Genomic DNA, 19,724 nt, shown 5'->3' with positions numbered 1-19,724 from the left:
TTCTCCGATGGTCGTTCAGGGGGAGGGGGATCGGGGGAGCGGCGCTACTGCACTTTGCGCAGTAGGCCGCGCAGGGACGACGCGAGAAGACGGTCGAGCACGCGGTCCGGCAGGAAGCGCGCGAGGCGGATCAGGATCGCCGCGTCGCGGCCGATCGTGTAGCGGGTCTTCGGCCGCCGCTCCGTGGCGGCGGCCGCGATGGTCCTCGCCGCCTGCGACGCGTCCACTCCGCTGCGGAGGAACCCCTCGGACTGGAGAAGGATCGCCTTCATGAGGCCGCCGTACCGCCGCTCCTGTTCCGCGCTCATCTCGGAGCTCAGCTTCTTCAGGGTGACCCCGCCGCGCCCGACCATCTCCGTCCGCACGGCACCCGGTTCGACGATCGCGACCTGCACCCCGGTGGGCGCGAGCTCGCGACGGAGCGAGTCGGCGACTGCCTCGAGAGCGAACTTCGATCCGGAGTACGCCCCGTAGGTCGGCTGGGCGAGACGCCCGCCGATCGAGCTGATCATGACGACGCGCCCTCGGCTCCTGAGCAGCGCCGGGAGCACGGCCTGCGTGACCTCGATGTGGCCGAAGAAGTTGACGTCGAACTGCCGCCGCCACTCCTGCATCGGAAGGACCTCGACCGGAGCGTTGACGGCGATGCCCGCGTTGTTGACGACCGCCCTCAGCGGTCGGCCGTCTGTCTCGATGAGGGCTGCCACCTCCTGGATCTGCTCCGGGCGGGTGATGTCGAGGAGCACGGGCTGGATGCGGGGGGCGGCGATGGCACGACCGTCGCTCTCGCGTCGGACGCCGGCGAGCACGTGGTAACCGCGCGCGGCGAGCTCGCGGACGGTGGCGGCGCCCATGCCGGTTGAGGCGCCGGTGACGAGGATGAGCTCGACTGCTTCAGGTGACGTTGTCATCTTGAAACCATAGCACTCCAGATGACGTTGTCAACATTAGAGTCGTCGTCATGGTCAGTCGTCTCGAATCCTCAGCGGCCACTCGTCGCTCTCTGCTCGACGCCGCCAGGCAGCTGCTCAACGAGGGCGGGCCGGCGAGGGTCACCCTGCGAGAGGTCGGTGCGCGCGCGGACGTGTCGCGCGGCGCCCCTTACCGGCATTTCCCGGACAAGGAGAGCCTCCTGGCCGCCGTAGGGGCCGAGAGCTGGGACCGGATCGCGGACCGGCTGAGGCGGATGCCGGAATCACCGACCGAGGGCGGCGCGGCCGTTCTGCGGTGGGAGGCACTGCTTCTTTCGTTCTTCGAGAACACAGGCACCGGCCGCGATCCGCCTGCCCACAGACAGCATCCTCACCGCGAGCGGACGGTGAAGGCCTCTCCGGGAGCGACCACGCGGACGCGGGACGGGTTGACGACGCGCGACCAGAGCTTGGCCGGGTCGGCGTTGAACGGTGCGAAATCGGGCGAGTCGACGGAACCCCAGTGGTGGAGGACCAGATCGGCGTCGGGATACGCATTCGCCATCTCGACCGCGCCGTCGAATCCGAAGTGCCACTCGCTGTCAGAGAAGTCGAAGAGGAGGACGTCGGGCGCGGGCATCGTGAGGTGGTGCTCGCGGATCAGGCGGGAGTCGCCCGGCGCCCACACGACTCCGTCGGGCGTCCGGATCCAGAAGCCGCAGCTGTCCTCGTCCTCGAACCTAAGCCCCTGATAGCCGGGCTGGGCGTTCTGCCAGGCATGATCGGCGGGCAGCACGGTGACGCGGACCCGGTCGCCGACGGTGAAGTCGTCTCCGATGTCGTGGCCGGTCCCGGGGATCGCCTCCTCCGTCATCACCGACGCGACGTAGCGGGTCGAGTGGAAGGCCTCCGTCACGGGCACCAGATCGCGGCAGCTCGGGATGCTGAAGTGGTCGTTGTCGGCGTGGGTGACGAGCACCGCATCGACGCGGGGAACCTCGGCGATGCCCAGAGGGATGTCGATCAGCAGCGGCATGTCGAAGCTGTGCAGGACCGGATCGATCAGGATCGTCGTTCCCCGGGCGTTGAGGAGGAAGCCGGCCATCCCCAGCCAGTGCAGGGTGGTGCCGACGCCGTCTCCGAAGGCGTCCGCGCCGATCGGGACGCTGGGGGGAGCGATCGCCTGACGGCGGCGTTGTACATCGTTCACTCTCGTTCTCCTGTTCAGCGAGGGCTGAACCGACATGATCACCTCCCCGCGCCGGCCCTGCAACGGCCGCCCTGCCCCTCGGCGGGCCGGCCGTAGGCCGGGGGAGTGATCACGGCGAGGCGTCAGGGGGCGTCGGTCAGGCTCGGACGAGCGCGATGTTGAAGTCGAACGTGCCGAGCTGCGCGTGCAGGGCGAAGAAGAGACGGGAGTACATCTCGGTCGCTCGCGCGGTGGTGATGTCTCCGAGGTCGATGATCGAGTCGGTGGGCCACCCGAACTGTCGGAGGATGCTGACGACCTCCTGCTTGGCGTCGTCGTGGTCGCCCGCGACGAAGATCGAGTGCTGACCGGGAATCCTTCCCGGCTCGATCATGACCTCGAAGTAGACGGTGTGGAGGGACTTCACGACTCGTGCGTTGGGGAACGCACGTTGGATCTGCTCGCCGAGACTGTCGTCGTTCGCCGTGGTCAGGGTGGGCGGGAGACCCTGGGAGAGATCCAGTGGGATGGCGAGGTCGAGAACGGTCTTGCCGGCGAGGTTGTCCGCTCCGACCGCGTCGAGTGCCGCGAGCGAGTTCGCTCCGGCTGTCGCGTTGAGGAGGAGTTCCGCGAACGCTCCGGCGGCGGCGAAGGGCAGGATCGTGATGTCCTCGTGCTCTCTGTGCCACTGGGCGAACGAGGGGGAGCCGTCGGGCTCTGTGCGGGTCAGCGTCCGCTCGACGTCGCGGGTGCCGAGGGCGACCTCGTGGCCCAGCCCTGCCAGGCGTGCCGCGAGGGCGCACCCGACCGCTCCGGTTCCGAGTACTGCGATCTTCACGGGTTCTTCTTCCGCGTCGAGGGGGAGGGGATGACGACGACGGTCATCGGTTGACGTAGCTCATGTGCTGGTCGTTGTACCGGTCGCCGTGCACGCCGATGCGCTGCGCGAGTCCGGTGAGGTCGGCGACCTCGTCCGCGGAGAGGGCCACGGTCGTGGCGCCGGCGTTCTCCTCGATGCGGGAGGTGCGACGCGTGCCCGGAATCGGGACGATCCACGGCTGCTGCGCGAGGAGCCAGGCCAGAGCGATCTGGCCCGGGGCCGCGTTCTTGCGCGCCGCGAGGTCGGTCACGTGGTCGACGAGGGCCTGGTTGGCGGTCCGGTTGTCCTCGGTGAAGCGGGGGATGCTGGCGCGGACGTCGCCGTCCGCGAACGTCGTCGAGATGTCGACCGTGCCGGTCAGGAACCCCTTGCCGAGCGGGCTGAAGGGCACGAAACCGATACCGAGCTCCGCGAGGGTGGGCAGCACCTCCGCCTCCGGATCGCGGGTCCACAACGAGTACTCGCTCTGGACAGCGGTCACGGGGAAGATGCTGTGCGCGCGACGGATCGTCCCCGCGGCAGCCTCGGACAGTCCGAAGTGGCGGACCTTCCCCTCGGCGACGAGCTCGCCGACTGTGCCGGCGACGTCCTCGATCGGGACGTCCGGATCGACGCGGTGCTGGTAGAAGAGGTCGATCACGTCGGTGCGGAGGCGGCGCAGCGAGTCCTCGGCGACGGCGCGGATCCGGTCGGGACGGCTGTTCAGTCCCACGCTCGTCCCGTCCTGGATGTCCCAGCCGAACTTGGTGGCGAGGACAACCTCGTCGCGGAGAGGCTGAAGGGCCTCGCCGACGAGCTCCTCGTTGACGAAAGGGCCGTAGACCTCCGCCGTGTCGAAGAAGGTGACGCCGCGGTCGACTGCCGAGCGGAGCACGGTGATCATGTCGTCCCGGGTGCCGGGATTCGGGCCGTAGCTCTGGGACATGCCCATGCAGCCCAGACCGATCGCCGACACCTCGAGTCCCTGTCCCAGTGTGCGCATATGCATGTCAGTTCTCCTTCGTTCACTTCTGATCGGATGGTCCGGCGAAGTCGGTGGAATGGTGTGGACCGGTCGGCGGATGCCGTGCGTCGTTCGACGGAAGGGTGGGCAATTCTCGGGCCGGTTAGCGGCCCTCGTATTCGTCGTCAGTGATGTGATCGGCCCAGGCGGTGGTGGTCGTGGGGTCGTCGGCGCTCTCGAGGATCGCGAGGTGCTCCATGAATACGCCGGGCGCGGAAGCGTGCCAGTGCTCCTCCCCGGGCGGGGTGTAGAGCGTCTGGCCGGCGTGTAGCTCGAGAATGCTGCCGTCTCGAGTACCGAAGCGTCCAATTCCGGCGGTGACGTGGAGGTACTGGCCGCGGGCGTGGGAGTGCCAGGCGGTGCGCGCGCCGGGCGCGAAGCGGACGCGGGCGACGACGGTGCGCTGGTCGGCGTCGTGGGGAGCGACGATCGGGTCGAGCCAGACGTCGCCGGCGAACTGCTCGGGCGGGTTCTTGACGGTGGGGGAGCTGGGTTCGATGTTCACGGTGTTCCTTCGGTCAGGGGCAGCTGTCGTGTCAGTCGGCGTCGCCGCCACAGGGTCAGGCGTCGGCGCGGGGAGCCCCGGCGACGTCCTGCAGGTTGGTGGCGGCCCAAGCGCCGAGAAGGCGCAGTTGGTCTTCGGCGGGGGTACCGGGGGTCGCGGCGTAGATCATCAGCGACAGACCGGGATCGGCGAGCAGCTCAGTCCCGACCAGCTCGAGGGTGATGGACCCGACCACGGGGTGCTTCGCGATCTTCGCGACGGCGTCGTGGCGACGCACGTTCGCGTTCGCCCAACGGTCGCGGAACGGCTCGCTTCGAGTGGAGAGTTCACCGATGACCTCAGTGATGCGCTTGTTGAAGGGGTCTCGCCCTGCCTCTTGGCGAAGGACTGCGACGGTCGCGTCGACGGCAGCGATCCAGTCGGGATAGAAGGTCTGCGCGGCCGGGTCAAAGACGGTGAAGCTGGCCAGGTTCGGTCTCGACGGTCGCTTGGCGTAGATCGGCGAGTAGAAGGCACGGCCCAGGTCGTTGGCGGCGAGGATGTCCATGGCGCCGTTGCGGACGAAGGCAGGCGCTCCGGTGATGGCAGCGAGCGCGGCGCGGATCCCGGAACGCACTCCCGGAGAAGAGGGCCTCCGCGTCCTGCTTCGCGCCGTGATCTGAGCTCCCCGAGCGAGGTTTCCCAGGTACTCGCGTTCCGCATCGTCGAGCTTCAGCACGTTCGAGAGAGCATCGAGAACCTGCTCGGAGACGCCGGAGATCTGCCCGCGTTCGAGGCGCGAGTAGTACTCGGTCGAGACGCCGGCGAGCATGGCCACCTCCTCCCGACGCAGTCCCTGAACGCGACGGCGTCCACCGAAGTCCCGCAGGCCGACATCCTCGGGGCGCAGACGCGCCCTCCGGGAGGTGAGGAACTCGCGGACCTCGTTGCTGTTGTCCATGACGTCCACGCTAGGTCGCCCCCACCGATCCAGACATGCCCTGTGAGTACGTGCACAACCGGTTCCTCCCGCCCACGACAGAAAGGGAGTGGACTCGTCTGTGGCACGTGAGGAGGCGGTACCGACGGCCGGAGCGAGCAGCAGCTTGACGCGATCGGCGACGCCGACGAACTGCGCCTGACCGTACCGCGATCAGCAGGATCTCCTGCGGAAGCGGTTCCGGCACCGACCGCCCGCGAGACGACCCTCGAACTGCTCCCGCGAAGACCAGTCCCCAGACCCGAAAGAAGAAGACGATGACTGATTCCACTCTCAAGCAGGTCGGCGGAGGCCGCCGCAGCCTCGGCGACTTCGCCCCGAAGCTCGCCGCCCTCACCGACGACGTGCTCTTCGACGACGTCTGGAACCGCCCCGAGCTCTCGCCCCGCGACCGCAGCCTCATCACCGTCGCCGTCCTCGCCGCCGGCGGCGACCTCGACCAGCTCGAGTTCCACCTCGGCCGCGGCGTGGAGAACGGCCTCACCCGGGACGAGCTGATCGAGGCGATCACCCACGTCGCCTTCTACGCCGGCTGGCCCAAGGGCATGGGCGCAATGAACGTCGCCAAGCGCGTCCTCACCGACTGACCGCCCACTCCCCACCCCCACCTCATTCGACAGAAGAAGGAACCGGAAGAACCCATGAGAGCAGCATTCATGTTCGGCGCCGGCGACGTGCGCATCGAGAACGTCCCCGATCCCAAGATCCAGAAGCCCACCGATGCCATCGTGCGCACGGTCCGCTCCTGCATCTGCGGCTCCGACCTGCACCCCTACCACTCCCTCCCCGCCTCGGAGCAGGGCACCCCGATGGGCCACGAGCTCATCGGGATCGTCGAGGAGACCGGCTCCGCCGTCTCCACCGTGAAGAAGGGCGACTTCGTCATCGTCCCCTTCTCCTTCAGCGACAACACCTGCTCCTTCTGCCGAGACGGATTCCACACCGCCTGCAAGCACGGCGGCTTCTACGGCACGCCCGAGGTCGGCGGCCTGCAGGCCGAGCTCTCCCGCATCCCGCTCGCCGACGGCAGCCTCGTCGTCGTTCCCGGCGTCACCGAGAACGACAGCGCACTGTTCCCCAGCCTGCTGACACTCTCGGACGTCTACCTCACCGGACACCACGCCGCCCACATGGGCCGCGTCGAACCGGGTAAGACGGTCACCGTCATCGGTGACGGAGCCGTGGGTCTCTCCGCCGTCCTCGCGGCGAAGCAGCTCGGCGCCGAGACGATCATCCTCATGGGCCGCCACACCGCGCGCACCGACCTCGGCCGCGACTTCGGCGCTACCCACGTCGTTGCCGAGCGTGGCGACGAGGGCATCGCGGAGGTGATGGAGATCACCGGCGGCGAAGGCAGCCACGTGGTCCTCGAGGCCGTAGGCACATGCCGGCCTACGAGCAGGCCTACGGGGTCATCCGTCCCGGTGGCGTCATCTCGCGCGTCGGAGTGCCCCAGTATGAGGACGCCCCCGTCGGCTTCGGGTCCTTGTTCGGCAAGAACATCACTCTCACCGGAGGACCCGCTCCGGTTCGGGCGTACCTCGAGCAGGCGATCCCTCTGGTCCTCGACGGCACCATCGACCCCGGCCGCGTCTTCGACCGGACCATCGCCCTCACCGACGTTCCCGCCGGCTACGCCGCCATGGACGCGCGCGAGGCGCTCAAGGTCCTCGTCACCGTCTGAACCCGTGCCGACCCTCTCTCAAGGAGCCTCCATGCTCGAACACCCGATCACCGACGACGACCCCCTCGCCGACGCCTGCCCACTGGCGAGTCGGACTCGGCGATCCCGCCGTCCCCACCGCTCGTGACGGAGGCACCGTCGGCCAGGCGTCGCCGGTTGACGCTGCTGCTGTGCTCGTCCGGCTTCTTCCTGATCACGCTCGACATCCTGATCGTGAACGTGGCCCTGACTGCCATCGGCCGGGACCTCGGCGGTGACACGGTCGCGCTGCAGTGGACCATCGACAGCTACACGCTCACGTTCGCGGCTCTGCTTCTGCTCGCCGGGAACCTGTCCGAGCGCCTCGGCGCGAAGCGCGCCTTCCGGTCCGGGATCGTCCTGTTCGCGGCCGCCTCGGTCGCGTGCGCACTGGCTCCCTCGATCGAGCTGCTGATCGCGGCGCGCGCGTTCCAGGGGGCCGGGGCGGCGGTGATGCTGCCGGCGTCGATGGCGCTGATCCGCGAGGCCTACGTCGACGATCGTGAACGGACGCGGGCGCTGGGGATCTGGGCCGTCGGAGGCGCGGTCGCGACGGCCGTCGGCCCGGTGCTGGGGGGAGCGCTCACCACCGGAGACTGGCGGCTCGTCTTCGCGATCAACCTGCCTGTCTGCGTGCTGATGCTCGTCCTGCTGCGCGCTGTGGGCCGCTCCCCGGTCGTGCCCTCCCCGTTCGACTGGGCCGGTCAGGTCGCCTCCGTCGTCGGGCTCACCGCACTGGTCTTCGGCCTCATCGAGGGCGGAGCAGTCGGGTTCACCGCACCGCTCGTCCTCGCGAGCCTCACCACGGCCGTCGCCGCCATCGTCCTGTTCCTCGCAATCCAGGCGCGAGCAGCGCATCCGATGATGCCGCTGGACCTGTTCCGCTCAAGCGGAATGCGTATCTCGCTCGGGGTGGGCTTCGCCTTCATGGTGAGCAACTTCGGCACGGTCTTCGTCCTGAGCCTGTTCCTCCAGCAGCAGCTCGGCCTGCCTCCGCTCCTGGCCGGACTCGTGTTCCTGCCCGGAGCAGGTTTCAGCATCCTCGGCAACGTCCTCAGTGGAACGCTGGCCAACCGCTTCGGGATCCGCGTCCCGATCGTCTCGGGGCTGGTCCTGATGGCGTCTGGTCTCGCCCTCGCCGTCCTCACTGCTCCGCTCGAGTCGCCCTTGCTCGTCGGGACGGCGGTCTGCCTGACCGGATTCGGCGGCGCGGTCACGATGCCACCTGTCACCTCTGTGGTGCTGAGCAGCGTCCCGCCCGCTCGAGCGGGAACAGCCAGCGCCGTGTTCAACACGTTCCGCCAGGTCGGAGGCGCGGTGGCGATCGCCGTCTTCGGCGCGTTCATCGCCGACGAAGCTTCCTTCGTCTTGGGCCTGCAGCTCAGCCTCACCAGTGCAGCCGTACTCATCATCGCTGCCGCGGTGGCGAGCTGCTTCCTCCACACCAAGCCAGGCCCCGCGTAGGTCGGATCCCTCTCCTGGGAAGGAGCCGGATCGGCTCGGGGCCGGTTCGCTCTTGTTCGGTAACGCGTGAGGCTCGTCAGCGCGAGCGCCGGCCCGGCATTCTGGGGAGCGGTTGTACCCGCGGGCGCTGGGCTCAGACGAGGTCGTTGGCGCAACGGAGGACGAGTGCGTGGGCGAATTGCTCAGGGTCCGCTTCTGATGTGCCGCGGACGCGGAACTCGACCGTCTCGCCTGGAAGCAGCGTCTCGAGCGCCCGATCCGCGACGGCATCCGAAGCGACGCGGTCGACGAGCAGGGTGAGTTCGCGGACAAGGTTCTCTGCAGTGACCCTCACGAGGTGGACGTCTCCGTCTCTGCGCACGTCGACTGACACGCGAGCGGGCTGCAGGCCGCTGGCCCGGTACTCCGCGAAGAACCAGAGCGCTCGCTCGCCGTCGAAGGTGGCGACCAGGAGTTCGTTCGCGACGTCGTCGGGTCGGGTGAGCGGGAAGTCGAGCACGACGTTCCGTGAGCTGCCCGCCGGGACTGCGACATGGACGGTGAAGCGTTCGAGAACGTCGCCGGAGAAGTGCAGCCGCTGCACCTCGACCGGACCCGCCCAGTCCTTCGTCGAGTCGTTGACGAGCGCGAGACGGAGACCGGTCCCGCCGTCCGGCTGGATCGTGATCATCCGGTCGGCGTGTGCCTGCTTGAGGGCGTAGAGGAGCGGCTTGGGTCGTTCGTCGGCGTCGACCGCTGCCCAGGAGGTGGACGGCCAGCAGTCGTTGAGCTGCCAGACGATCGTTCCGGTGCAGTGCGGCGTGAGGGAGCGGTACCACTCGATCGCTGTGCGGATCGCGATCGCCTGGTTGAGTGACATCGCCCAGTGCCAGTCCGCCATTGTGTTCGGGAGCGGGAAGTGCGCCGTGAGTCCGTCGGTCAGCTTGTCATTCCCCTTGATGGCCTTCTGGTGGATGAGCATGCCGGGTGATTCCGGGGTGAGGGGGTCGTCGTGGACGGCTCGGGTCAGGGTGCTCCAGGTGGGCGGGCCCTGCCAGCCGAACTCGGAGACGAACCGGGGGCGCGAGTCGCGGTAGTGGGGCCAGTCCTTCTGGTTCCACAGGTCCCAGACGTGGACGGTACCGCTGTCGGGGTCGTTCTGATGGGCGGCACGGTCGGGACTGAACGGGCTCCCGGGGGTGTAGGCGACATGGGGGGCGAGCTCGGCGACGAGGGCGGGGAAGAGGTCGTAGTAGTAGCCGGCGCCCCAGGTGCGTCCGTCGAGCTTCTTGTCCCAGTCCCAGTCCTGGTACCCCCAGATGTTCTCGTTGTTGCCGTTGAGGACGACGAGCGACGGGTGCGCGGCGAGCCGGATGATCGCCTCGCGCGCCTCCGCCTCGAACTCGGACCACAGCGGCTCGTCCTCGGCATAGGCGGCGCAGGCGAGGAGGAAGTCCTGCCAGGTGAGGATGCCGCGTTCGTCGCATTCGGCGTAGAAATCTTCGCTCTCGAAGATCCCGCCGCCCCACACGCGGACCAGGTTGATGTTCGCGAACTCCGCTTGGGCGAGCCGGCGCGCGTAGCGGGCGCGGTCGACGCGGTGCAGGAAGGCGTCGTCCGGAATCCAGTTCGCGCCGCGGACGTGGATCTCCTGATCGTTCACGATGATGGCGAATCCGGTTCCCGCATCGTCCGGTGTGCTGCGGGCCTCGACCGACCGGAACCCGACACGGTGGGCACGTTCGTCGAGCGCGTCGTCGCCGGACACGAGCCGCACTCGCACGTCGTGCAGAGCAGCATCGCCGTAACCGCGTGGCCACCAGAGCGCCGCGCCGTCGACGGGGACGTCGAATCGTGCGACTCCGTCGACCGTCGTGAGGCGATGATCGTCACCCGCGATGCTGACGACGACATGTGCCGAGACCTCTCCGGTCACGTGCGCTGTGCCGCGCAGGCGGGGAACCCCGCCGACGACCACACCCGCCAGGGCGACGTCCCGCAAGCGCGCGCCGCTCCAGGTCTCGAGAGTGACCGGCTTCCACAGGGCGGAGGTGGCGGTGTCGATTCCCCAGTCCCAGCCGAAGCTGCACGCCATCTTCCGGATGGCGTTGTAGGGGTGGTGGTTGGTGTGCGGGCGGTAGCCCAACTCGAGACTGGCGGCATCCGCGGCACGGAGGGGTGAGCTGATCGCGACCTCGAGTTCGTTGGCGCCTGGGACGAGCATCCCGGTGACGTCGATCCGGTGGCTGCGGTGCATGTTCCTCGTCGACGCGAGTGCGGCTCCGTTGAGAGAGATCGTCGCGATGGTGTCGATGCCTTCGAAGAGGAGCTCATGATGTTCGCTCCCGTCGGGATTCCAGTCGACGACGGTTCGGTAGGTCCAGTCGGTGCGTCCGATCCACGATTGGGTCTTCTCGTTCTCGTCAAGGAACGGGTCATCGATCAGACCGGCCGCGAGTAAGTCGGTGTGCACCGAGCCGGGCACTGTTGCGGCGATCGCGCCGGCTGAACCGACGGCAGCAGGGACGGCCGAGCCGGACGCTTCGACGGTCCAGGAGGTGAGAGGAGTGCGGACGATCATGCTGCGAGCTTTCTGATTCGAGGTGATGCGCGTCGGGCGGGGCCGATCACTTGAGGGCACCGCCGAGCAGGCCGGCGACGTAGTAGCGCTGCAGTAGCACGTAGATGATCACGCAGGGGATGACGGTGACCGTGACGCCGGTCTGCATCAGCCCGAAGTTCACGCCGAACTGGCTATCGGTGGAGAGGATGCCGATGCTGACCGGCAGTGTGTAGAGGTTCTGGTCGGTGATCAGGATGAGGGCGGCGAACAAGTCGTTCCAGGCCGCGAAGAACGACAGCAGCGTGGTCGAGACGAGGGCGGGAACGGCGATGGGGAGCATCACTCGCCACAGTGCGGCGAAGGGGCTGGCGCCATCGATCTGAGCCGCCTCCTCGAGCGAGGCCGGGATCGCCGCGAAGGAGTTGCGCATCAGGAAGGTGCCCAGCGGCAGATTGAACGTGGCGATGACGAGGGCGACCCCGACGAGGTTGTTCTGCAGTCCGATGTCCCTCAGCACGATGTACAGCGGTGTGATGACGGCTTGGAACGGGACCATGAACGTGATCAGGATCACGAAGAACGCCACTTTGCTGCCTCGGAACGGCAGCTTCGCGAACGCGTATCCGGCGAAGGTGCTCGCGACGAGGGTAACTAACGTCGCCAAGATCGACACGAACGCAGAGTTGCCGAGGCTCTGCAGCAGGCTGAGGCCGCGGCTGGCATCAGCCAGTTTCACGACGTTCGCGATGCTGACTTGAGAGAGCATCACCCCGATCGGGTAGAGGGTCAGCACAGCGAGGCACAGTGAGACGACCCACCAGGCCGCAACGGGCAGGATGCGCGCCCGCGAGCGCGGTACAACCACTTTCGAGGGGGCGGCGGTAGCCGTAGGAGCGTGAGCCGATGTGGCGATGGCGTTCATGCGTTGTCCGAGTTCCTGAGCAGCAGCATCTGTCCGGCGCTGACGAGGCCGAGCACGAGCATGAGGAGAATGGAGAGGGCGGAGGCGTATCCGACGTCGAACTTGACGAAGCCGTTGCGGTAGATCTCGTACACGGCGGTGAGGGTAGAACCAGCCGGTCCGCCGGTGGTCATGATGTAGAACTGGTCGAACGCGAGCAGTGAGCCGGCGACGGAGAACACGAGGACCAGCGCAAGGGTCGGTCGCAGCAGCGGCACCGTGATGTACCAGAAGCTCTGCCAGCTCGTGGCACCGTCGATTCGGGCGGCCTCGGTGACCTCTTCCGGTATCGCCTGGATGCCGGCGAGAACGAGAAGCATCTGCAGGCCGACGACCTTCCACGTCACCATCGCGACGACGATCGCGAACGCGCTCCAGAAGTCGGCGAAGTAGTTCTTCGTGGGACTAACCAATCCCCAGTCGCCCAGGAGTTGGGTGGTGGGGCCGATGTCGGACTGCCACATGAAGAACCAGATGTAGCTGCCCGAGGCGAGACCGATCACGACCGGCAGGAAGTAGATGGTCTGGAAGAAGCGGTGCGCGCGTCCGCCGCGGCGCACGAGGAACGCGAGCGCGAAGGCGAGGACCAGCAGGATCGGCGTCATGACGGCGGTGTAGAAGAAGGTGAAGCCGACAGCACTGAGGAACTGCCCATCAGTCGCGGCTTTGACGTAGTTGTCGAAGCCGATGAACTCCGGGGCGCCCAGCAGCGGCCAGTCGTTGAGGGACATGTAGACGGTGCGCAGCAGCGGCCAGAGGAAGAACAGCCCCAGAAGAATGAAGGCCGGCAAGCTCAGCAGGAACCCGAGCGTGCCACGGCGCCGGTCCATGCTGTTGCGACGACGGGGCGGCGAAGGCGGTAGCGCCGGGGCGATCGGGCGGGCCTGTTGGAGTGCGGTCATTGTCGATGCTCCTCGACGGTCATTGTCGAAACTTCTTCGGGGAGGTGGAGCGGGCCTCACGGCCCGCTCCACCGAACGCTGAGGCGATTACTGCGATTCGTCGAGCAGCGCCTGCGCAGCCTTCTGCGCCTTGTCCTGTGCATCGGCGACGGATCCGGAGCCGAAGACCGCTTCCTGGAGCATCGTCGACCAGATGCCGTTCGAGTCGTTGAAGAGCTCGTTCTCGATCACGCTGTAGGGCACCTTGCCTACGGCGAGGGCATCCGCGAACACCTGGTACCGCGGATCCTTCGGGATGTAGAGGCTGTCGAGGAGGTCGAGGCGAATGGGGATCACTCCGTTGTCGGCGACGACCTTCTGGCCGTCCTCGCCGGTGGCCCACTTCAGGAACTCCCATGCACCATCGGGGTTCTTCGCTCCCGCCGTGATCGCGATGTCGTCTCCTCCGGAGAAGGATCCGCTCTGGCCGGCTTCCGCGCCGGGGATCAGTGCGACGCCCCAGTCGAACTCCGCACCCTCGGCAGGGTCGGTGAGGGAGCTGATGAAGAAGTTGCCCCAGTTGAAGATGCCGACCTTGCCCTGCTTGAAGGCGTCGCCGGCGTTGGCGCCGCTGTCGGACTGGACGAGTTCCGGCATCGCGCCGCCGCTCCAGAGGTCGCGGTACATGGTGACGGTGTCGGTGACCTCGGCGCTGTCCAGCTGAGCCTTCGTGCCGTCATCCGAGAGGACGTTGCCGCCGCTGGCCCAGATGTAGGGCGTGATGGAGAAGATGTTGCATCCGCCGCACGCTCCGGAGAACGCGAAGCCATAGGTGCCGTCGCCCAGAGCGGTGATCGCCTCCGCTGCCGACTGCACCTCGGCCATCGTCGGCGGCGGCGTCTCCGGGTCGAGGCCGGCTGCTCGGAAGAGGTCCTTGTTGTAGTACATGACGGAGACATCTCCGCTGAAGGGCAGGGCGTAGGTCTTGCCCTCGTACTCGCCCTGGGCGAGGTGCCCCGGGCTCATCTGGTCCTTGTAGTCGAGCTCGTCGACGCGGTCGCTGATGTCCAGGAGGGCGCCGGCCGAGGCGAAGTAGGGAGCGTAGACGAGATCCATCGAGGCCACGTCCGGGGCGTTGCCTCCGGCCGCTGCAGTGCCGAACTTCTGCACGAAGTCGGCCGCGGGGACCACGGTCACGTCCACCTGGAGGTCGTCGTGAGTGCTGTTGAACTCGTCGGCGAGCGCGTTCATGAACGTCGCCTGCGAGTCGCGGGTCCAGACGCTGATCGTTCCGGAGCTGCTGTCGCCGCCTGAGCTGGAGGTGGAGCATCCGCTCAGTCCGACGACGGTGGCCGCGAGTGCGGTCATCGCGAGGATGGTGGTGGTCGTACGCCTCATTGCGTGTCCTTTCGAAGGAGGGGTCTTTCAGGAGAGTGAGTGAGTTCTTCGGCGAGGACGACCGGCGGACCGGCCGCATCCCGCTGCTCAGACGGTGGGCATCCAGACGCGCATGGCACCGGCAGACCGGTTGGCCCAGCGGAAGTACGGGATCGCGCGCACGGTGCCGATCTCGGACTCCGCGCTCTGATCGAGGTCCGACGGGTAAAGGGCGTCGGCGGTGGCGTGAGTGCGCGCACCGGCGATGTCGAGCACCGGCACAGCGAGCACGGGGTCGCTGCCGGCGTCCGAAGCCGAGGGGCGGTCGGGGATGACGACGTCCTCCAGCCGGACGCCGCCCGGCAGGTCCGCCTCTTCGAGGCAGTAGTAGACCGGCCCGCGGCGCAGAGCGAGAGCTCCGCGCGCTCCGTCCACCCAGGGGTGAGCACGTTCGAACACCGGCTCGACAGGGATGTGCAGCTCGACACTGCTCGCACCGCTGGGCACGTCGGTGAAGCCGGATGCGGCGTCGACGGCTGTGCCGCCGTCGACCGAGAGCGTCGCGCCGGCCGCCCAGGCGGGGATCCGGTACTGCGTCACGCGCGTCGTCGGAGTGTCGAAGACGACTCGGATCTCGGGGGTCCAGGGGAACCCGGTCTGCACCGTTGCCGTGACCCCGTCGCCGATCTCGAACTCACCGGGCGTGTAGATCTGGAACTGCACCGCGTCGTCGGACTCGGTGAGCAGGTACCCGTTGATCGACGAGAGGAGCCGAGCGAGGTTGGGCGGACAGCAGGCGCAGAAGTACCAGTCGAGCCGGGTCGACGGGGCGTCTTCTTCGTGAGTGTGGCCGGTGCGCAGCTGGAGAGGGTTGGAGTAGAAGTACGACTTCCCGTCCAGCGACGTCGACACGGCGATCGCGTTGTAGAGGCCGCGCTCGATCTCGTCCGCGTACTGCGCACCACCGTCCAGCAGCAGCATCCGCCAGTTCCAGTGCAGGTTCGCGATGGCGGCGCAGGTCTCGGAGTAGGCGCGGTCGGCGGGCAGTTCGTACGGGTCTCCGAACGATTCGCCGCGATGGCGCGAGCCGAGACCGCCGGTGACGTACAGCTTCTCGCGGTGGATGCTGGTCCACAGTGCATCGAGCGTGTCGCGGTATCCCGCATCGGGGTCGTCGAGCTCGAGGTCGTTCACTCCGGCGAGCAGGTACAGCTGGCGCACGGCGTGACCGGTCGCTTCACGGGCGTCCTTCACCGGCGTGTGGTCCTGGTAGTAGGCGCCCCCGAACTGGCCCTCGCCGATCGTGCGGAAGCCGCGCAGCTCGACCATCCGGCGAGCGAGCTCCCGGTGCCGAGGCTCCCCGGTGAGGCGGGAGAGTTCTACGAGCGCCGTCTCGATCTCGGGGTGTCCGTCGATGTCGTCGCGGGCGCCTTCACCGAACGTGGTGTGGACGAGGTCGACATAGCGCTGCGCGATCTCGAGCAGGTCGGTGCGACCTGCGTGTGCCCAGGCGATCGCCGCCTGGACGAGGTGGCCGAGCTTGTACATCTCGTGCCCCTGGGGCAGATCCGTGAAGCGCTCGCCGGCGTGCGGTCCCTGGTAATAGCTGTCCAGGTAGCCGTCCTCGCCCTGCACGGCGGCCAGGAGGCGGATCGACTCGTCAACGAACGGCAGGAGTTCGCTCACGTCGCCGCGAGTGGCCTCCCAGCCGATGGCCTCCAGGGTCTTGTAGAGGTCCGAGTCTGCGAAGAGCGGGCCACGGAACGGAGCATCGCTCTCGCCGACGAGGCGCCGAAGGTTGTCCACAACCCCCGAGGTCTCCATCCGCTCGATGCAGTGCGGGAGCGTGGCCTCGCGGTTGACCTGCTGCCAGTCGCCGACGAAACCTCCGTTCAGGCGAACACGGCGCACGTCGAGAGGGCGGCGGGCTGCAGCGCGAGCCGGGGCGGCCGGGGCGGCGAGCGAGTCGGAGGCGGTGACCATGGTTCTCCTCATTGAGCGAAAGCGTGTGGTGCATCCGGTAGTACACCGGTGCACTGCACGTAACAGTACACCGGTGTACTACGAGCGCAAGAGGGAAGTAGCGAAGCGTGGGACTGCGCTTACACGGAGCTGCGGAGTACGACGCCGTGCTCGGCGAGGATGACCTCTGGCTCCAGCGAGTTGTCCCGGAGCCGTTCGTGCAACCGATCGACCGCCCGCTCGGCGATCCAGTTCCGCCCTGAATCGAGGGACGTCAAGGGCGGGAACGACAGCGCCGCCTCCTCGACATCATCGAAGCCGACGACGGAGACGTCGCCCGGGACGCTTCGACCACGGCGTTGCAGCTCGTTCAGTGCCCCCAGCGCGAGTGCATCGTTGAAGCCGAACACCGCATCGAACGCGACACCTGCGTCGAGTGCTGCTGCCAGTGCCGTCGCGCCGGAGGAGCGATTCCACGGGATCGGGCCGATCAGCAGGTCGTCCTCGAGGCTCAGGCCGGCCTCATCGAGCGCGCGCGCGTACCCCTCGAAACGCAGAGCAGCAGCGGTCGCGATCGTCGAGCGCTCCATCCCCAGGGCGAGGATGCGCCGCTTCTTGGCGCCGAGCAGCACACGCGTCATCTCGTACGCACCATCGGCGTTCGCGACGGTCACGAAATCGAAGCGACCGTCGTAGACCCGGTCGCCGATGAGGACGACCGGCACGTCGAGTGTCGACGATTCGATGTCCTCGGGCCCCAGGGCGATCGCGTGGAAGAGGAGGCCGTCCACGTACCGCCCACTCTCCCCGTGCAGGAGCGCGAGTTCGCGGTCGTGCTCGCCGTGGGTCACCTCGACGACGACGTTCAGGCCGTGCAGCTGAGCAGCGGAGACCACCGACTGAGCGAGCTCGGCGAAGTAGGGATGAGCGATCTCCGGGATGGCGAGCGCGATGGTGCCCGTCTTGCCGGAACTGAGGTTGCGCGCCGAGATGTTGACCTTGTAGTTCAGCGTCGTGATCGCCGACGCGACGCGGGAGCGCGTCTCGGCGGTCATGTACGGGTAGCCGTTGAAGTAGTTCGAGACGGTCTTCTTCGAGACGCCGGCGAGCTCCGCGACGTCGGCCATGGTCGCACTCATCGGTATGCGCCCTCCCTCCCTCCAGAGGCGCACTCTACCGCCGCACCGACCTCGCCCGCCGGAGGTCGCGCAGGGCGCACACGACCCGAGCGCGACTTGACAGCGCGCGGCTAATGCCCATAGCTTGTGGCTATACCCAATAGCAATGGAGGCCGACATGCTCGAACACCTGATCACCGACGAGGGATCCATCGCCTACGACGTCGCCGGGACCGGCCCTCTCGTCGTCCTGGCGCACGGGATGGGCGACAGCCGGCACTCGTACCGGTTCCTTGTTCACGAGCTCGTCGCTGCCGGGTACCGGGTGGCGAACGTGGACATCCGCGGCTGCGGTGACTCCAGTGTCGGCTGGTCCTCCTACGAGCGGACGGCCATCGCCGGCGACTTGGTCGCCGTTGTGCGCCACCTGGGCGGCCCTGCCGTCATCGTCGGCCAGTCCATCAGCGGGGGAGCGGCGACCATCGCCGCGGCGACGGCACCCGACGTGATCTCGGGGATCGTCGAGCTGGCCCCGTTCACCCGCAAGCAGTCCTTCGACCTCCTTGGCGTCCTCCGGCACAAGCACGTCCGCGCAGGCATGACCCAGCTCACCCGGGTCATGATGGGCAGCAGCCTCGCGGGGTGGATGAAGTACCTCGACATCGCGATCCCGGCCAAGCCGGCCGACTGGGCCGTCGAACGGGCCCGCATCGAGACGGCGCTCCGCCGGCCCGAGCGGATGGCTGTTCTGCACGCCATGACGAAGACCTCGCCGGCGGACGCCGGCGCGCACCTGGCAGCGGTCCGCTGCCCGGTTCTCGTCATCGAGGGCAGCGCCGACCCGGACTGGGTCGATCCGCGCGCGAGGGGATGCGCATCATCGGCGACCTGCCCACGGGCCTCGGAGTCGTCGAGGTCGTCGACGGGGCCGGGCACTACCCGCACACGGAGACCCCCGCCGCCGTCCTCGCGCTGCTCCTCCCGTTCCTCGCGAAGACCCTCGCCCCGACGTCGAGCAATGCCTAGAGCAGGTCTGGCGCCCGCGACGGTCACCCAGGCGGCTGCGGATCTGGCGGACGAGCTCAGCCCGGCGCCACTGAACATGAGCGTCGTGGCTGAGCGCCTGGGCGTGAAGGCGCCTTCGCTGTACAAGCACGTCGACGGGCTCGCCGACCTCACCCACCGGGTCGCCGTTCTCGGCGCGACCGAACTCGGGGATGCGCTCCGCGACGCGATGCAGGGACGAGCCGGTGGCGACGCCCTCGCGGCTGCGGCCCAGACGGTCCGCACCTACGTCAAGGAGCACCCGGGCCGCTATGCCGCCACCGTCGGCGCCACCCCGACCGGCCCCGAGGATCCCCTGGCCGCGGCGCTGGAGCACACCCTGGGCTCGTTCGCCGCCGTCCTGCACGGATACGACCTCGACCCCGCTCAGCAGATCCATGCGATCCGGATGCTCCGCAGCATCCTGCACGGCTTCGCCACCCTCGAGACCTCCAATGGATTCCAGATGAGCACCGACGTCGACGAGAGCTTCACCTGGATGGTCGACTTCATCGACCGCGGCCTCCGAGCGGCAGGACGATCGTGACCACCGCGCCCGCGCCCGCGGTCACCGCCCTCTGCGTCGCGGTCGTGTTCACCGAGCAGACCCGATGGCGGAGCCTCACCCGGCGAACACGACGATGACGGCGCTCGATCGGCTCCACGGCCCGCGTGGCTGCGGGCGTCTCAGCCCCAGGGGGCGACGACGTCGATGATCCAGGTGACGCCGAACCGGTCGGTCAGCTTGCCGTAGAGCGGCGAGAACACCGAGGGGCCGAAGGGGACGTGGATCGTCACGCCCTCGGACTCGGCCAGCGCCGTGCCGAGCCGCTCGATCTCCTCGGTGTCGGTGCTGCGGAGCGAGACGTAGAAGGCGTTCTCGCCGGCGGCGTAGGGCAGGGACTCCTGCACGTCGTACGCCATGATGTGGAACCCGTTAGGCGCCTGGACCTGGCCCCAGGCGATCTGCTCGGACTGGGCCGCGCTCTGGCCGGCGTCGACGTCACCGTAGGGAGCGAGGACGAGGTCACCGCCGAAGACGGAGTGGTAGAACTCCAGCGCCTCCTTCGCTGTGCCGCGGAAGTTGACGTGCAGGGCGCTGGTGACGCTCATGGTTTCTCCTACAGAGTGCAAATGCTTCGACGAGTTCGAAGTGACCTCAGTCCAGCGCCCGTACCGGTCATCATGTGTCCGGTACATGCCCGA

The 19,724-nt window shown here is 67.9% G+C and carries 16 protein-coding genes and 2 pseudogenes; 5 read left to right on the top strand and 13 right to left on the bottom strand.

Annotated elements, in window-relative coordinates:
* Positions 1-44 precede the first annotated feature (44 nt).
* Positions 45-911, bottom strand: coding sequence for an SDR family NAD(P)-dependent oxidoreductase (locus ACH61_RS01515; RefSeq protein ID WP_068207734.1), 867 nt, complete (start codon positions 909-911; stop codon positions 45-47).
* 50 nt (positions 912-961) lie between these two features.
* On the opposite strand from ACH61_RS01515, the pseudogene ACH61_RS18060 reads away from it, so the two are divergent.
* Positions 962-1,132 (top strand): annotated as a pseudogene (locus ACH61_RS18060) (helix-turn-helix domain-containing protein); the annotation flags it as partial.
* A 170-nt stretch (positions 1,133-1,302) separates the two neighbouring features.
* Here the strand turns inward: ACH61_RS18060 and ACH61_RS01510 are convergent.
* The 5 genes from ACH61_RS01510 to ACH61_RS01490 all read right to left on the bottom strand — a co-directional run bounded on the left by ACH61_RS01510 (position 1,303) and on the right by ACH61_RS01490 (position 5,428).
* Entirely contained in the window at positions 1,303-2,121 is an 819-nt protein-coding gene (locus ACH61_RS01510; protein WP_236713487.1) for an MBL fold metallo-hydrolase, read from the bottom strand.
* Between the two features lie 136 nt (positions 2,122-2,257).
* Positions 2,258-2,938 (bottom strand): NADPH-dependent F420 reductase, encoded by a 681-nt coding sequence (locus tag ACH61_RS01505; protein WP_068207729.1) that lies wholly within the window; start codon positions 2,936-2,938, stop codon positions 2,258-2,260.
* Positions 2,939-2,981: 43 nt separating this feature from the next.
* Entirely contained in the window at positions 2,982-3,968 is a 987-nt protein-coding gene (locus tag ACH61_RS01500) for an aldo/keto reductase (RefSeq protein WP_068207726.1), read from the bottom strand.
* Positions 3,969-4,086: 118 nt separating this feature from the next.
* Positions 4,087-4,488, bottom strand: coding sequence for a (R)-mandelonitrile lyase (locus tag ACH61_RS01495; protein WP_068207723.1), 402 nt, complete (start codon positions 4,486-4,488; stop codon positions 4,087-4,089).
* A 55-nt stretch (positions 4,489-4,543) separates the two neighbouring features.
* Positions 4,544-5,428 (bottom strand): helix-turn-helix transcriptional regulator, encoded by an 885-nt coding sequence (locus tag ACH61_RS01490; RefSeq protein ID WP_068207720.1) that lies wholly within the window; start codon positions 5,426-5,428, stop codon positions 4,544-4,546.
* A 296-nt stretch (positions 5,429-5,724) separates the two neighbouring features.
* Between ACH61_RS01490 and ACH61_RS01485 the strand changes: the two genes are divergently transcribed.
* The 3 genes and pseudogenes from ACH61_RS01485 (at position 5,725) to ACH61_RS01475 (ending at position 8,633) form a co-directional block, all read left to right on the top strand.
* Positions 5,725-6,054 (top strand): carboxymuconolactone decarboxylase family protein, encoded by a 330-nt coding sequence (locus ACH61_RS01485; RefSeq protein ID WP_068207717.1) that lies wholly within the window; start codon positions 5,725-5,727, stop codon positions 6,052-6,054.
* Between the two features lie 54 nt (positions 6,055-6,108).
* Positions 6,109-7,151, top strand: a pseudogene (locus ACH61_RS01480) (zinc-binding dehydrogenase).
* Between the two features lie 123 nt (positions 7,152-7,274).
* Positions 7,275-8,633, top strand: a complete 1,359-nt coding sequence (locus ACH61_RS01475; protein ID WP_068207714.1) for an MFS transporter — start codon at positions 7,275-7,277, stop codon at positions 8,631-8,633.
* Between the two features lie 133 nt (positions 8,634-8,766).
* On the opposite strand, the gene ACH61_RS01470 is transcribed toward ACH61_RS01475, so the two are convergent.
* The 6 genes from ACH61_RS01470 to ACH61_RS01445 form a co-directional block, all read right to left on the bottom strand.
* Positions 8,767-11,193 (bottom strand): glycoside hydrolase family 2 protein, encoded by a 2,427-nt coding sequence (locus tag ACH61_RS01470; RefSeq protein WP_068207712.1) that lies wholly within the window; start codon positions 11,191-11,193, stop codon positions 8,767-8,769.
* A 46-nt stretch (positions 11,194-11,239) separates the two neighbouring features.
* A complete protein-coding gene (locus tag ACH61_RS01465; protein ID WP_082844923.1) occupies positions 11,240-12,097 on the bottom strand; it encodes a carbohydrate ABC transporter permease in 858 nt (285 codons plus the stop codon).
* A complete protein-coding gene (locus tag ACH61_RS01460; RefSeq protein ID WP_236713486.1) occupies positions 12,094-13,038 on the bottom strand; it encodes a carbohydrate ABC transporter permease in 945 nt (314 codons plus the stop codon). The genes ACH61_RS01465 and ACH61_RS01460 overlap by 4 nt, the downstream gene beginning before the upstream one ends.
* An 87-nt stretch (positions 13,039-13,125) precedes the next feature.
* On the bottom strand, positions 13,126-14,415 hold the full coding sequence (locus ACH61_RS01455; protein ID WP_068207705.1) for an ABC transporter substrate-binding protein: 1,290 nt from the start codon (positions 14,413-14,415) through the stop codon (positions 13,126-13,128).
* Positions 14,416-14,502: 87 nt separating this feature from the next.
* Positions 14,503-16,377 carry a glycoside hydrolase family 127 protein gene (locus tag ACH61_RS01450; protein WP_158286090.1) on the bottom strand — a complete coding sequence of 625 codons (1,875 nt, stop codon included), beginning with the start codon at positions 16,375-16,377 and terminating at the stop codon, positions 14,503-14,505.
* Between the two features lie 119 nt (positions 16,378-16,496).
* Complete coding sequence (locus tag ACH61_RS01445; protein ID WP_068207701.1) at positions 16,497-17,495, bottom strand: LacI family DNA-binding transcriptional regulator; 999 nt, start codon at positions 17,493-17,495, stop codon at positions 16,497-16,499.
* Positions 17,496-17,652: 157 nt separating this feature from the next.
* Between ACH61_RS01445 and ACH61_RS18055 the strand changes: the two genes are divergently transcribed.
* Positions 17,653-19,065 (top strand): alpha/beta fold hydrolase, encoded by a 1,413-nt coding sequence (locus ACH61_RS18055; RefSeq protein ID WP_236713484.1) that lies wholly within the window; start codon positions 17,653-17,655, stop codon positions 19,063-19,065.
* Positions 19,066-19,205: 140 nt separating this feature from the next.
* Here the strand turns inward: ACH61_RS18055 and ACH61_RS01430 are convergent, their stop codons facing one another.
* A complete protein-coding gene (locus ACH61_RS01430; RefSeq protein WP_068207695.1) occupies positions 19,206-19,631 on the bottom strand; it encodes a glyoxalase/bleomycin resistance/extradiol dioxygenase family protein in 426 nt (141 codons plus the stop codon).
* Positions 19,632-19,724 lie beyond the last annotated feature (93 nt).

Origin of the sequence: Rathayibacter tanaceti (genome assembly GCF_001634385.1) — a bacterium.
GTDB lineage: Bacteria > Actinomycetota > Actinomycetes > Actinomycetales > Microbacteriaceae > Rathayibacter > Rathayibacter tanaceti.
The sequence above is the reverse complement of the archived record's forward strand: the minus strand, read 5'-3'. Positions and strand labels throughout refer to the sequence as shown.